At 70.5% G+C, this 13,070-nt stretch carries 9 protein-coding genes; 3 read left to right on the top strand and 6 right to left on the bottom strand.

Annotation, left to right across the window (positions count from 1 at the left end):
- Nucleotides 1-32: 32 nt before the first annotated feature.
- From ACFZAT_RS19980 to ACFZAT_RS19970, 3 genes are all read right to left on the bottom strand, one after another.
- The gene (locus ACFZAT_RS19980) at nucleotides 33-929 is read right to left on the bottom strand and encodes an ABC transporter permease subunit (protein ID WP_391265542.1); all 897 of its coding nucleotides are present in this window, start codon (nucleotides 927-929) and stop codon (nucleotides 33-35) included.
- Nucleotides 926-1,921 (bottom strand): ABC transporter permease subunit, encoded by a 996-nt coding sequence (locus tag ACFZAT_RS19975; protein ID WP_391265541.1) that lies wholly within the window; start codon nucleotides 1,919-1,921, stop codon nucleotides 926-928. Before ACFZAT_RS19975 ends, ACFZAT_RS19980 begins: the two co-directional genes overlap by 4 nt.
- Nucleotides 1,922-2,053: 132 nt before the next feature.
- Nucleotides 2,054-3,790 carry an ABC transporter substrate-binding protein gene (locus ACFZAT_RS19970; RefSeq protein ID WP_391265540.1) on the bottom strand — a complete coding sequence of 579 codons (1,737 nt, stop codon included), beginning with the start codon at nucleotides 3,788-3,790 and terminating at the stop codon, nucleotides 2,054-2,056.
- A gap of 221 nt (nucleotides 3,791-4,011) precedes the next feature.
- Here ACFZAT_RS19970 and ACFZAT_RS19965 point away from each other — a divergent pair, with 221 nt between their 5' ends.
- From ACFZAT_RS19965 to ACFZAT_RS19955, 3 genes are all read left to right on the top strand, one after another.
- The gene (locus tag ACFZAT_RS19965) at nucleotides 4,012-5,040 is read left to right on the top strand and encodes a substrate-binding domain-containing protein (protein WP_391265539.1); all 1,029 of its coding nucleotides are present in this window, start codon (nucleotides 4,012-4,014) and stop codon (nucleotides 5,038-5,040) included.
- A 208-nt stretch (nucleotides 5,041-5,248) separates the two neighbouring features.
- Nucleotides 5,249-6,019: an ABC transporter ATP-binding protein gene (locus tag ACFZAT_RS19960; protein ID WP_073968542.1), complete on the top strand. Its 771-nt coding sequence runs from the start codon at nucleotides 5,249-5,251 to the stop codon at nucleotides 6,017-6,019.
- Nucleotides 6,020-6,098: 79 nt separating this feature from the next.
- Nucleotides 6,099-8,627 (top strand): FtsX-like permease family protein, encoded by a 2,529-nt coding sequence (locus ACFZAT_RS19955; protein WP_391265538.1) that lies wholly within the window; start codon nucleotides 6,099-6,101, stop codon nucleotides 8,625-8,627.
- A gap of 77 nt (nucleotides 8,628-8,704) precedes the next feature.
- Here ACFZAT_RS19955 and ACFZAT_RS19950 read toward each other — a convergent pair whose 3' ends face one another.
- The 3 genes from ACFZAT_RS19950 to ACFZAT_RS19940 form a co-directional block, all read right to left on the bottom strand.
- The gene (locus ACFZAT_RS19950) at nucleotides 8,705-10,009 is read right to left on the bottom strand and encodes a class I SAM-dependent methyltransferase (protein WP_391265537.1); all 1,305 of its coding nucleotides are present in this window, start codon (nucleotides 10,007-10,009) and stop codon (nucleotides 8,705-8,707) included.
- 307 nt (nucleotides 10,010-10,316) lie between these two features.
- Nucleotides 10,317-11,702 (bottom strand): NAD(P)/FAD-dependent oxidoreductase, encoded by a 1,386-nt coding sequence (locus ACFZAT_RS19945; protein ID WP_073968545.1) that lies wholly within the window; start codon nucleotides 11,700-11,702, stop codon nucleotides 10,317-10,319.
- 414 nt (nucleotides 11,703-12,116) lie between these two features.
- Nucleotides 12,117-13,058 carry an exopolyphosphatase gene (locus ACFZAT_RS19940; protein ID WP_391265536.1) on the bottom strand — a complete coding sequence of 314 codons (942 nt, stop codon included), beginning with the start codon at nucleotides 13,056-13,058 and terminating at the stop codon, nucleotides 12,117-12,119.
- Nucleotides 13,059-13,070 lie beyond the last annotated feature (12 nt).

The raw sequence follows: 13,070 nt of genomic DNA, 5'->3' as shown, positions 1-13,070 counted from the left end.
TCAGACCTCCCTCGAAGCGGTCGCGGTCATGGTCAGGCCTCCCGCAGCTTGGGGTTGAAGACCTCGTCGAGGCCCACGTTGGCGACGTACAGCGCTCCGACGATCGCGGTGATCCCGGCGCCGGGCGGAACGAACCACCACCACATGCCGAGTTGCAGGGCGCTCCACTGCTGGGCGCTCTGGAGCATCAGCCCGAGCGAGACGCCCTCGGTGGGGCCGAGTCCGATGAAGTCGAGCGAGGAGGCGATCAGGACCGAGCCGCCGAACAGCAGGATGAACATCATGAAGAGGTACGAGCTCATGTTGGGCGCGATCTCGCGGAAGATGATCCGCCAGGTGCCGCTGCCGCTGAGCCGGGCGAGGTCCACGAACTCGCGGGTGCGGAGCGAGAAGGTCTGCGCCCGGATGGCCCGGGCCGCCCACGGCCAGGAGGTGAGCCCGATGAACAGGCCCTGCACGGGCACCGAGCGGACCCCGAGGTACGCGTTGATGATGAGCAGCACCGCGAGCGCGGGCAGCACCAGGACGACGTTGGTGAGCATGTTGAGGATCTCGTCCACGGCACCCCCTCGGTAGCCGGCCAGGAAGCCGACGAGCATGGCGATGGCGGCGGCGATGGCCCCGCCGACGACGCCGACCAGGAACGTCGAACGCAGCCCGTGCACGAACTGGGCGTAGACGTCCTGTCCGAAGGTGGTGGTGCCCATCCAGTACGTGGAGTCGGGCGGGGCGGCCTGCGGGCCGACGTATTCGTTGGGGTCGGCGCTGTCGAGGAGCGGCGGGCCGATGATGCCGACGAGCAGGAGCAGCACGACGACGGTGAACCCGATGAGCAGCTTGGGGTTGCGGACGGCGTAATGCAGCGTCTCGCGGCCGGGACGGGCGGCGGGCGCGGCGGGCTCGGCGGCCGGTTCGGGCACGGTGCTCATGACTGGCCTCCTGCCATGCCGGTGCGGGTGCGGGGGTCGACCACGACGTACACGATGTCGATGAGGAAGTTGGCGATCAGGACGCCGATGACGATGAACAGGAACGCGCCCTGGAGCAGGAAGAAGTCCTGGTTCTGGATCGCGGCGAGAATGAGCGAGCCGAGTCCCGGGTACGCGAAGACGATCTCGGTGACCAGCGCTCCGGCGACCAGGACGCCCAACTGGAGGGCGAGTCCGGTGATCTGGGGCAGGACGGCGTTGCGGAAGGCGTAGCGGCGGATGAGGCGCTGGGGTGCGCCGAGCGCCGAGAGGTAGTTGGAGTAGTCCGACTCCAGCTCGTAGATGATCATGTTGCGCATGCCGATGGCCCAGCCGCCGAGCGCGACCAGGAAGAGCGACAGGAACGGCAGCACCCAGTGCTGGAACAGGTCCGCCGCGAAGGCGAGGGACCAGGTGGGCTGGATGTCGAGGCTGTAGCCGCCGGAGAGCGGGAACCAGCCCGCCTTGGAGCCGAGCGCCCAGGCGAGGATGACGGCGATCCACATGTAGGGCATGGCGGTGAGCAGATAGCCGGCCGGGAGCACGGTGTTGTCGAGCACCTTGCGGCGGGCGGCGAGCGCCCCGGCCCAGTTCCCGACGAACCAGCTGAGCAGGATGGCCGGGATCATCAGCCCGAGCGTGTACGGGAGTGCGTCGAGCAGGACGTCGGCGACGGGTTTGGGGAACACCCAGATGGAAAGGCCGAAGTCGCCCTGGAGGAGGGCGCTCCAGAAGTGCAGGTACTGCTGCCAGACGGGTTCGTCGAAGCCGAAGAGGTTGTTGTAGTAGGCGCGCATGGCCTCGACGGCCTCGGGCTGCGAGACCCGGGCCCGGGCCACCATGGCGGCGACCGGGTCGCCGGGCATGAAGCGCGGGATCATCCAGTTGACGGTGACGGCGACGACGAAGGTCAGCGCGTAGATGAGTAGTTTGCGGGCGAAGTAGCGGCGCAAGAGGGCTCCCCGGAGAGAGCCCCGCCGTGCGGTCGGCGGTCAGGACGGCGCGCACACGGCGGGGCGGTCGTGGATGGGGAGCGGCCGGCCGGGGGAAGAGCCCCGGGGCCGGCCGCTCTCAGAACTGCCGTGTCACTTGGCGGGCTTCAGCTGGGTGAGCGCTTCGAAGCCGCCCATCTCCAGCCAGTTGCGCCACATCGCGGGGGCGTACTTGGGCGCTCCGGGCGCGTCCGACGGCCAGTTGGTCCAGGTGCCGGTGGTGGACTGCGCCCACAGGCCGTTGTACCAGAGGGGGATGACGGGCATCTCCTTCAGCTGGATGTCCTGGATCTTCGAAATGACCTTCTTCATGCCCTCGGTGTCGTCGGTCTTGACCGCGCCGAGCCGCTGGACGAGCTTCCAGGCGTCCTCGTTCTCGTAGCGGCCGAAGTTGACGGTGTTCTGCTGCTTCTGGACGGGCAGCTGGAACATGTACTCGTAGTACGTCCACGGGGTGCTGGAGAGCTGGCGCTCGTTGTTGACGACGAGGTCGAAAGCGCCCTTGCCGCGCTGTTCGTTGAGGGCGTTGGCGTCGGGGAACTCGGTGGTGATCCTGATGCCGGCGGCCTTGGCGGACGAGGCGATGACCTTGGCGGCCTCCATCCAGTCGGTCCAGCCGGTGGGCACGGCCAGCTTCAGGCTGAGTTTCGAGCCGTCCTTGTTCTCCACCAGGCCGTCGCCGTCGGTGTCCTTGTAGCCGGCGTCCGCGAGGATCTGCTTGGCCTTGGCGGTGTCGAAGGTGAAGCCCTCGCTCGCGACGAGGCCCTTGTCGATGTATGCGTCCCACTGCGGGAGCAGTCCGGTCGGGTCGGCCCCCTTGACCAGGCCCCCGTACACGCCCTTGACGATCTTCCCGGTGTCGACGGACGCGGCGAGCGCGCGGCGGAAGGCGGCGTCGTCCATCGGCTTCTTGGTGGTGTTGGGCACCAGCCAGGCGGTGTTGGCGGAGAGCATGTAGGGCGGCTCGTCGTAGTACGAGACGACCTTCTTGCTCTTGACCAGGGAGGCGGCGCCGGGCAGGAAGTTGTTGCTCAGGTCCAGCTGGTTCTGGCCGAGCTGGCCGATGACGACCTCGTTGCTGGGGTTGGAGACGTCCACGATGTACCGGGGCGCGGGCTTCATGGACAGGGCCTTCACGCCCCACCAGTCGTCGCGCCGCTGCCAGACGACGCGGTCCTGGGTGTGGCTCTTCAGCGTGTACGCGCCGGTGCCGACGGGCTTGTCGTTGACGCCGTCCAGGATCTCCTTCTCGGAGCGTTTGCCCCAGATGTGCTCGGGAACGACGGGCTGCCCGTAGAGCGTGAAGTCCCACTCCTGGTAGCGGGCCTCCTTGAAGGTGAAGCGGACGGTGGTGGCGTCCACCGCCTCGGCGCCGGAGAGCCAGCTCCACAGGCTGTGGAAGGCGGACGCCTCGATCTTCCCGATCCCGTAGGAGTAGGCGACGTCCTTCGCGGTGAGGGGCTTGCCGTCGGACCACTTGATGCCGGGGCGCAGCTTGACCTCGTAGGTCTTGTCCCCGGTCCAGCTGCCCGACTCGGCGAGCCAGGGCGTGAGCTTGCCCGCGTCGGGGTCGAAGTGGAACAGCGTCTCGTAGACGAGGCCCTTGGTGCCGGTGGCGTGGTCCCAGTTGTGCAGCGGGTTGTAGTTGGCGGGCGGCCCCCACTGGGTGCCGGTGGTGTAGAGCGTCTCGTTACGGGGAAGGGCGCCGCCTCCCCCACCTCCGCCGGAACCGCCCGAGCCGCCCGATGAGCCGCCCCCCGTGCACGCGGTGGCGGCGAGTGCGATCACGGTGAGCGTGGCCGCGATCCGGCCCCGGAATCCCGTGCCCATCGTCCCTCCTTCTCCCCGCCGTCCCTGCCGAGCGGAGTTACTGAACCGGGTAAGTGCCGTGAAGCTAAGGCTGCTTCATGTCCCTGTCAAGGGTGCGGGAGCGCTCCCATTCGCTGTACGGCACAAAGGGTTCGACCGCTCGCCGACAGGGAAGGGGCCCGCTCGCAGCCGTGGCCGCAGCTAGGATGTGCGCGCCGAACGAACCGGTTAAGCGAGGTCACATGCCCAAGCACCGCCCCACGATCGCCGACATCGCGGCCCGCGCCGGGGTGTCCAAGGTCGCCGTGTCCTACGCGCTGAACGACCGGCCGGGCGTCTCCCCCGCGACCAGGTCCGCCATCAAGGCCATCGCGCAGGAGATCGGCTGGCGCCCCAACAGCGCGGCCCGCGCCCTCACCCGGGCCAGGGCCGACGCGGTGGGCCTCGCACTGCCCCGGCCCGCCCGGCTGCTCGGCGTGGAGCCGTTCTTCATGGAGCTGATCAGCGGCATCGAGTCCGAGCTCTCGCCGCGCGGCTGCGCCCTGCTCCTCCAAGTCGTCACGGACCCGGCCCAGGAACTGGAGGTCTACCGCCGGTGGTGGGGCGAGGGCCGGGTGGACGGGGTCTTCCTCACCGATCTGCGCGGCGCCGACCCCCGCATCGAGGGCGTCGCCGGACTCGGGCTGCCCGCCGTGGCGATCGGCCACCCCACGGCGGCCGGCCCGCTGCCCGCCGTGTGGTCCGACGACGCGGCGGCGCTCCGCGACACCTTCGCGTATCTCGCCGCCCTCGGCCACCGCTCGGTCGCCCGGGTCGCCGGGATGCCGGAGCTGAATCACACCGCCCTGCGCGACCGGGCCCAGCGCGAGGTCTGCGCCGAACTGGGCCTGGGCGAGCCGGTCATCGTGCACACGGGCTACTCCGGCGACGACGGGGCCCACGCCACGCGCCGCCTGGTCAGCCCGCCCGGCCGGCCCACCGCGATCGTGTACGACAACGACATCATGGCCGTCGCCGGGCTCTCGGTCGCCCAGGAGATGGGCCTCGACGTGCCGGGCGACCTCTCACTCGTCGCCTGGGACGACTCCCAGCTGTCCCGGGTCGTCCGCCCGCCGCTCACCGCGCTGAGCCGCGACATCCCGGCGTACGGGAGCCTCGCGGCCCGGACCCTGCTGTCCCTGGTCACGGACGGTGGCGCGGAGGGCTGCGAGGACAGGACGGCCCGCCTGGTGCCGCGCGGGTCGACGGGGGCTCCGAATCAGACCCCCTAGACCGCCCGGAGGGGTATGTCATACCCGAGGAGGACGCCGGCGGGCGGGTCATGCGACTCAAGAGGGCCCCGGGAACGGGCACCGGGAGTGACGACCGGGGCCCGTCCGGCGGGGACGATGGAGCGGTACCCCTGACCCGGGGCCCTCGCCGACGCGGCGGGCCGCCGGGCGGGTCCCGTCCCGTACGCACCCCACCCTGGAGTCTGCTGTGACCACCATGTCCACCGCTCACCGCGCCACCGCGGTGGCCGCCCGCGCCACGGAACTGTCCAAGGTCTACGGCGAGGGCGAGACCCGGGTGACCGCTCTCGACCGGGTCACCGTGGACTTCCCGCAGGGCGAGTTCACCGCGATCATGGGCCCGTCGGGCTCCGGCAAGTCCACGCTGATGCACTGCGTGGCCGGTCTCGACAGCTTCAGCAGCGGTTCGGTGCGCATCGGCGAGACGGAGCTGGGCGCGCTCAAGGACAAGCAGCTCACCCAGCTGCGCCGGGACAAGATCGGTTTCATCTTCCAGGCGTTCAACCTGCTGCCGACGCTCACCGCCCTGGAGAACATCACGCTCCCGATGGACATCGCGGGACGCAAGCCGAACCAGGAGTGGCTGCACCGGGTCATCGACATGGTGGGTCTCTCCGACCGGCTGAAGCACCGCCCCACCGAGCTCTCCGGCGGCCAGCAGCAGCGCGTGGCGGTGGCCCGCGCCCTGGCCTCCCAGCCCGAGATCATCTTCGGGGACGAGCCGACCGGCAACCTCGACTCCCGCTCCGGCGCCGAGGTCCTGGGCTTCCTCCGCAACTCCGTGCGCGAACTGGGCCAGACCGTGGTCATGGTGACCCACGACCCGGTCGCCGCCTCCTACGCGGACCGCGTCATCTTCCTGGCGGACGGGGCGATCGTCGACCAGATGATCCACCCCACGGCCGACGGGGTGCTGGACCGGATGAAGGCGTTCGACGCCAAGGGCCGCACCAGCTGAGCCGGCCCGTTCCGGCGCTCCGTACCCCTTACTCCGGCTCCTGGCTCCCCGGGCCGGCAGACACCCAGGACTGACAGACATGTTCCGTACCGCCCTGCGCAATGTGCTCGCGCACAAGGCCAGACTGCTGATGACGATCCTCGCCGTGATGCTCGGCGTGGCCTTCGTCTCCGGCACCCTGGTCTTCACCGACACCCTCGGCAACGCCTTCCGCAACCAGTCGGCGAAGAGCTACGACGACGTCGCCGTCGCGGTCACCACCCAGGCCGACCAGCGCGACAAGGAGACCCCCGCCGTCGGCGAGGCCACCCTGGAGAAGATCCGGGCCCTGGACGGCGTCGCGTCCGTCACCGGCCGGGTCGACGGCTTCGCCGGGGTCGCCGACCCCGACGGCAAGCTCATCGGCAACGGCTGGTCCAACACCGGCTCCAACTTCGCCCCCGGCAAGGACGGCAAGGACCCCGCGTACACCTTCACCGGGGGCACGGGTCCCACCGAGCCCGGCGCCGTCGCGCTCGACCGCGACACCGCGGAAAAGGGGAAGTACCAGGTCGGCGACACGGTCCGCGTCGCGACCAACGGGCCGGTGAAGGAGTACACCCTGTCCGGGGTCTTCACCACCGAGGACGGTGCGGTCAACGCCGGAGGCAGCCTGGTCCTGTTCGACACCCCGGTCGCGCAGAAGCTGTTCCTGCGCCCCGGCGAGTTCAAGAACGTCTCCGTCGCCGCCGCGCCCGGCGCCTCCGACCAGAAGCTGCTGACGGCCGTGAAGCCGCTGCTGCCGAAGGACGCCGAGGCCAAGACCGGCCAGGCGCGCGCCGACGAGCAGGCCGATGACATCGAGGCGGGGCTCAGCGACCTCAACAAGCTGCTGCTCGCCTTCGCCGGGGTCGCCCTCTTCGTCGGCATCTTCCTGATCGCCAACACCTTCACCATGCTGGTCGCCCAGCGCACCAAGGAACTGGCCCTGATGCGTGCCGTCGGCGCGTCCCGCCGCCAGGTCAAGCGCTCGGTGCTCCTGGAAGCGGCCGTGGTCGGTCTCATCGCCTCCGTCGTCGGCTTCGCGGTGGGCCTCGGCCTCGCGACCGGGCTGCGCTCCGCGATGAGCCTGCTCGGCGGCAAGATCCCGGCCGGTCCGCTGGTGATCGCCCCGGTCACGGTGATCGCCGCGTTCGCCGTGGGCGTCCTGATCACCGTGCTCGCCGCCTGGCTGCCCGCCCGCCGGGCCGCGAAGATCCCGCCGGTCGCCGCGATGAACAGCGCGCACGCGGTGGCCACGGTCAAGTCCCTCGTCGTGCGCAACACCATCGGCGGGATCATCACGCTGCTGGGCACGGCGGCGATCGTCGGCGGCGCGGCCAAGGCCGGGTCGGACGGGCAGCTGCTCATCGCGGGCGGCACCTTCCTCGCCCTGATCGGCGTCATCGTCCTCATCCCGCTGCTGTCCCGCCCGGTGATCGCCCTGGTGCACCCGCTGCTGCGGCGGCTGTTCGGGGTCTCCGGCAAGCTGGCCGCTCAGAACGCCGTCCGCAACCCCCGGCGCACCGGTGCCACCGCGTCCGCGCTGGCGATCGGCCTCACCCTCGTCACCGGGATCTCGGTCCTCGGCGTCACCCTCGGCCGGGCGGTCGACACGGTGACCACGGACAACATCAAGGCCGACTACATGGTCTCGATGGCCAGCGGTGAAGCGCTCGACGAGTCGGCGCTGACCGCTCTGGAGAAGGCGAAGGGCGTCACCGCCGCCTCGCCCCAGCAGGGCGTCTGGCTGACGATCGGCGGGCAGGGCGTCTCGGCCTCCGGCGTCACGCCGGGCGACGTGCAGCAGGTGCTCACCGTCGACACCGTCGCGGGCTCCCTGGACACCCTGGAGAAGGGGCAGATCGCGGTCGCCGAGAAGACCGCGAGGACACACGGCTGGAAGCCCGGGGACACCGTCGCGGTCACGTACAACGACAAGAAGAAGGAGACGCTGAAGGTCGGCGCGCTCTACAAGGACAACGAGTTCCTCTCGCCGGTCCTGATCCCCCGCGCCACCGTCGCCCCGCACGAGGGCAAGGGCGACATCCAGGAGGTCTGGGTGAAGACCGACGGCGGCGCGAGTGCGGCCAACGAGCAGGCGCTGGTGGACGCGCTGGGCGACAACCCGGGCATGAGCATCATGGACCGTCAGGACATCCGGGACATGTTCGGCGGCGGCGTCAACCTCGCGATGAACATCATGTACGGCCTGCTCGGCATGGCCCTGATCATCGCGGTGCTCGGGGTCGTCAACACTCTGGCCATGTCGGTGTTCGAGCGCCAGCAGGAGATCGGCATGCTGCGGGCGATCGGCCTGGACCGGCGCCGGGTGAAGCGGATGATCCGCCTGGAGGCGGTGGTGATCTCGCTGTTCGGCGCGCTCGTCGGGATCGGGCTGGGGCTGTTCCTCGGCTGGGCGATCGGGCAGACCGTCGCCGAGAGCATCCCGCAGTACGTGCTGGTCGTCCCGTGGGGCCGGATCGCGGTCTTCCTGCTCCTGGCAGGCCTGGTCGGCGTGCTCGCCGCCCTGTGGCCCGCCCGCAGCGCCGCGAAACTCAACATGCTGACGGCCATCAAGACCGAGTAGCGGGAGCGTTGCGAGGGAAGGGGCCGGTGTCCGCGGACACCGGCCCCTTCCGCGCGTACTCCCGTGCTCCACGTCCCTCAGGCGGTCGCGTCGGCCTTCCAGTCGCGGGCGCGCAGCGGCATGCGCGAGGCGCCGTCCGTCTCCGGGCGCACCGCCAGGATCTGGTTGACCCCGATCTTGTTGCGCTCGAAGGAGAGCGCGGACGCGGCCATGTAGAGCCGCCAGACGCGGGCCCGGCCGGGCGAGACCATCTTCACGGCGCTCCCCCAGCCCCGCTCCAGGTTGGCGACCCACTGGCGCAGGGTCAGCGCGTAGTGCTCGCGCAGCGCCTCGACGTCCCGGGCCTCGAAGCCGGCCTCCTCCAGGATGGCGAGGGTCCGGCCGACCGGGGCCAGTTCCCCGTCCGGGAAGACATAGGCGTCGATGAACGAGTCGATCTCGTACGCCGACTCGTCCTTCTCCGGCCGGCGCCCGATCTGGTGGTTGAGGAGGCGTCCGCCGGGCTTGAGGAGGGCGAAGAGGTCGTCGGCGTACTCCCGGTAGCGGACGGAGCCGACGTGCTCCGCCATGCCGATGGACGAGATGGCGTCGTAGGGCCCGTCGCGGACGTCCCGGTAGTCCTGGACCCGGATCTCCACGCGGTCGGTCAGGCCCTCGTCGGCGATGCGCTTGCGTGCGTAGGCGGCCTGTTCGGTGGAGAGGGTGACGCCGGTGACGCGGGCGCCGTACTCGCGGGCGGCGTGGATGGCCATGGAGCCCCAGCCGCAGCCGACGTCCAGCAGGCGGTCGCCCTCCTTGAGGGCCAGTTTGCGGCAGACGAGGTCGAGCTTGTCGCGCTGGGCGCTCTCCAGGGTCCCGGCGTCCTCCCAGTAGGCGCAGGAGTAGACCATGGACGGCCCGAGGACCAGTTCGTAGAAGTCGTTGCCCACGTCGTAGTGGTGGCTGATGGCCTCCTTGTCGCGGCGTCTGGTGTGCAGGGGACCGCTGCGGCGGCGCACCTCCTCGGGCGGCGGGGCGGGCGGCAGCCAGGGGCCGGAGAGCTTCAGCAGGTCCGCGGCGGCGGCGCGCGACTTCGGGTCGCGCAGGGCCTGGAGGCCGCCCGGCGCGTCGGAGGTGCGCTCCCAGATGAGCCCGGCCATCAGGTCCAGGGCTTCGTAGAGGTCGCCCTCGATGTCCAGCTCGCCGGCCACCCAGGCGCGGGCCAGACCGAGTTCGCCCGGCTTCCACAGCAGCCGGCGCAGGGCCCGGCGGTTCCTGATGACGAGGACGGGGGCCCCGGGCGGTCCGGCTTCGCTGCCGTCCCAGGCCCGGACGCGGACCGGTAGGGGTTGGCCCAGCAACTGCTGGGCGAGAGCGGTCAGCCGCAATGCGGCGTCTGCCATGGCGCACACCTCCGTGACGGTGTTTCCCGACGTGACCGGACATGCCCACACATGTCCCGGACCACGCCCCGGCACCCGGGGCGCCTCGGCGTGGTACATCCCCCACAACAGTCTGCGGCGGCCCGGCCATCCCGCTACCGGGCAAGGGAACGGCAAAATGCGTGCACGACACACGCATCCGCCGGGGGTGCGGCCCGTGCCGCACCCCCCTCTCCTCGTACCCGGATACGCCGAAGGGGCCGTCCGCACCACGGATGGCGGACGGCCCCTTCGGGCGTCGTACTGCGGCCGTTACGGCCCGGCGGAGCTAGGAGGCCTTGGCCTTCTCGCCCACGGGCTTGGCGGCGGCCGGCGCGGGGGCCGGCTTGGCGGCCTCGTAGAACTCCTCGCGCGGCGTCTCCATGGCACCCAGGGAGACGACCTCGCGCTTGAGGAACATCGCGAGGGTCCAGTCGGCGAAGATCCGGATCTTGCGGTTCCAGGTCGGCATCGCCAGACCGTGGTAGCCGCGGTGCATGTACCAGGCGAGACGGCCCTTGAGCTTGATCTTCATCTTGCCCATGACGATCATCGCCACGCCCTTGTGCAGGCCCAGACCGGCGACCGCGCCCTTGTTGGCGTGGCTGTAGTCGGCCTGCGGGAAGCCGCGCATCCCGGAGATCACGTTGTCGCCGAGGACCTTGGCCTGGCGCAGCGCGTGCTGGGCGTTCGGCGGGCACCAGGCGTTGGGGTTGCCCGCCTTGCGGCCGACCATGTCCGGGACCTGGGCGTTGTCGCCCGCGGCCCAGATGTAATCGGTGCCCTGCACCTGGAGCTTCTCGGTGGTGTCCACGTGACCGCGGGGGCCGAGCGGCAGGCCGAAGCGGGCCAGCGCCGGGTTCGGCTTCACACCGGCGGTCCACACGATGGTGTTGGAGTCGACCTCGAGGCCGTTCTTCAGCACCACGTGGCCGTCGACGCAGGAGTCCATGGAGGTCGAGAGGAAGACCTCGACGCCACGGGACTCCAGGTGCTCGCGGCCCCAGGTCCCGAGCTTCGGGCCGACCTCGGGGAGGATCTTGTCGGCGGCGTCGACCAGGATGAAGCGCATGTCCTCGCGCTTCACGTTGGTGTAGTACTTGGCCGCGTCGCGGGCCATGTCCTCGACCTCACCGATGGTCTCCGCACCGGCGAACCCGCCGCCCACGAAGACGAAGGTGAGGGCCCGGCGGCGGACGTCCTCGTCCGTCGTGGAGTCGGCCTTGTCCAGCTGCTCCAGAACGTGGTTGCGCAGCCCGATGGCCTCCTCGATGCCCTTCATGCCGATGCCCTGCTCGGCGAGGCCGGGGATCGGGAAGGTGCGGGAGACCGCGCCGAGCGCGATGACCAGGTAGTCGAAGGGCAGCTCGTAGGCCTCGCCGACCAGCGGCGCGACCGTGGCGACCTTGCGGTCCTGGTCAATGGTGGTGACCCGCCCGGTGAGCACCTCGGCCTTGGGCAGGACGCGCCGCAGCGGGACGACGACATGCCGGGGGGAGATGCTGCCGGCGGCAGCTTCGGGGAGGAAGGGCTGATAGGTCATGTACGACCGGGGGTCGACGACCGTGACGGTCGCCTCGCCGTAGCGCATCTTCTTGAGGATGCGCCGAGCTGCGTACAGACCTACGTACCCACCGCCTACTACGAGGATCCTGGGACGCTCCGTGGTGCTCATGCCATCGAGTATCCACCCCACTCGGGGGGCATGCTCGTGAGCCCCTTCACAAGGTTGTGGCCACCCTCTGCTATAGTTCGCCGCCACCGTGACCCAGGTCATGACCCGCACCGGGAACCCCGTTACAGTGGTGAACGTTGTTCACCGCCTGCGAGCTGGCCCTTGACCCTCGACCCCGGGCGAAGGGCCTTCCCGGTACACCCGGGCGTAACACTCCCGGAACCCTTCGGTCCGGCCCCCGAGTGACCCCGCTCACCCCCTGCGCGACCCATCCGGAGCAGAAGAGGGGCCCGGGGCGGGCAATTCCTTGTGAAGAAGTTCACGAAGTTGGTGGCGAGGCGCCCCGGAAGGCGCCCCACCAGGCACGTCCCGCCCACTCAACAGTGCGGGCGGGACGACGTATGAGCACCCGGCTCACGCCAGCGAAAAGGCGATTCCGTCAAGAATGTCGTGTTCGCTCACCACGATCTCGCGCGCCCCGGTCCGCTCCATCACGGCCTGGAGGATCAGCGCACCGGACGGGATGACGTCGACCCGGCCCGGGTGCATCGCGCCGATCGCCGCGCGCTCCGCATGGGTCGAGGCCAGCAGCCGCGCGGTGATCTCCCGGACCTGCTCCAGGGAGACGCGGGAGTGGTGGATCGCCGCGGAGTCGTACTCCTCCAGGCCCAGCGCGATCGCGGCCACTGTGGTGACCGTCCCCGCGAGGCCCACCAGCGTCGCCGCCGAGCCGATCGGCACGGTCTCCTCCGCCAGGTCCAGCGCGGCGGCCACGTCGGCGCGGATCGCCTCGGCCCCCTCGGGCGACGGGGGGTCGCCGACCACGCCCTCACGCACGAGGTGACGCTCGGTCAGCCGTACGCAGCCGATGTCCACGGACCGCGCGGCGCTCACCCGGTCGTCGCCCACGACGAACTCCGTGGAGCCGCCGCCGATGTCCACGACCAGATACGGCTTCGCGAGGTCGTCGCGCCCGGTCAGCTCCTTGGTCGCCCCGGTGAACGAGAACGCGGCCTCCTGGTCCCCGCTGATCACCTCCGGCTCGACGCCCAGGATGTCCCGCACCCCGCGCACGAAGTCGTCCCGGTTCTCGGCGTCCCGGGAGGCGGAGGTGGCGACGAAGCGGATCCTCTCGGCGCCGTGCTCCTCGATCACCGCCGCGTACGTCCGGCAGGCGGCGAACGTCCGCTCCAGCGCCTCGGGGGCGAGCCGGCCGGTGCGGTCGACGCCCTGCCCCAGCCGGACGATCTCCATGCGCCGGGCGTACTCGACGAGCTCCCCGGTGACCGGGTCGGCGTCCGCGACCAGCAGGCGGATCGAGTTGGTGCCGCAGTCGATGGCGGCCACGCGCGTCATGTCTGCCGCCCC

Source organism: Streptomyces sp. NPDC008163, from assembly GCF_042956885.1.
GTDB classification, from domain to species: domain Bacteria; phylum Actinomycetota; class Actinomycetes; order Streptomycetales; family Streptomycetaceae; genus Streptomyces; species Streptomyces drozdowiczii_A.
This window is presented reverse-complemented; position numbering and strand designations above follow the sequence as displayed.

Coding starts and splice junctions, on each gene's coding strand:
- ACFZAT_RS19980 (WP_391265542.1), bottom strand. CDS start 929: ATGAGCACCGTGCCCGAACCGGCCGCCGAGCCCGCCGCGCCCGCCGCC.
- ACFZAT_RS19970 (WP_391265540.1), bottom strand. CDS start 3,790: ATGGGCACGGGATTCCGGGGCCGGATCGCGGCCACGCTCACCGTGATC.
- ACFZAT_RS19965 (WP_391265539.1), top strand. CDS start 4,012: ATGCCCAAGCACCGCCCCACGATCGCCGACATCGCGGCCCGCGCCGGG.
- ACFZAT_RS19955 (WP_391265538.1), top strand. CDS start 6,099: ATGTTCCGTACCGCCCTGCGCAATGTGCTCGCGCACAAGGCCAGACTG.
- ACFZAT_RS19950 (WP_391265537.1), bottom strand. CDS start 10,009: ATGGCAGACGCCGCATTGCGGCTGACCGCTCTCGCCCAGCAGTTGCTG.
- ACFZAT_RS19945 (WP_073968545.1), bottom strand. CDS start 11,702: ATGAGCACCACGGAGCGTCCCAGGATCCTCGTAGTAGGCGGTGGGTAC.
- ACFZAT_RS19940 (WP_391265536.1), bottom strand. CDS start 13,058: ATGACGCGCGTGGCCGCCATCGACTGCGGCACCAACTCGATCCGCCTG.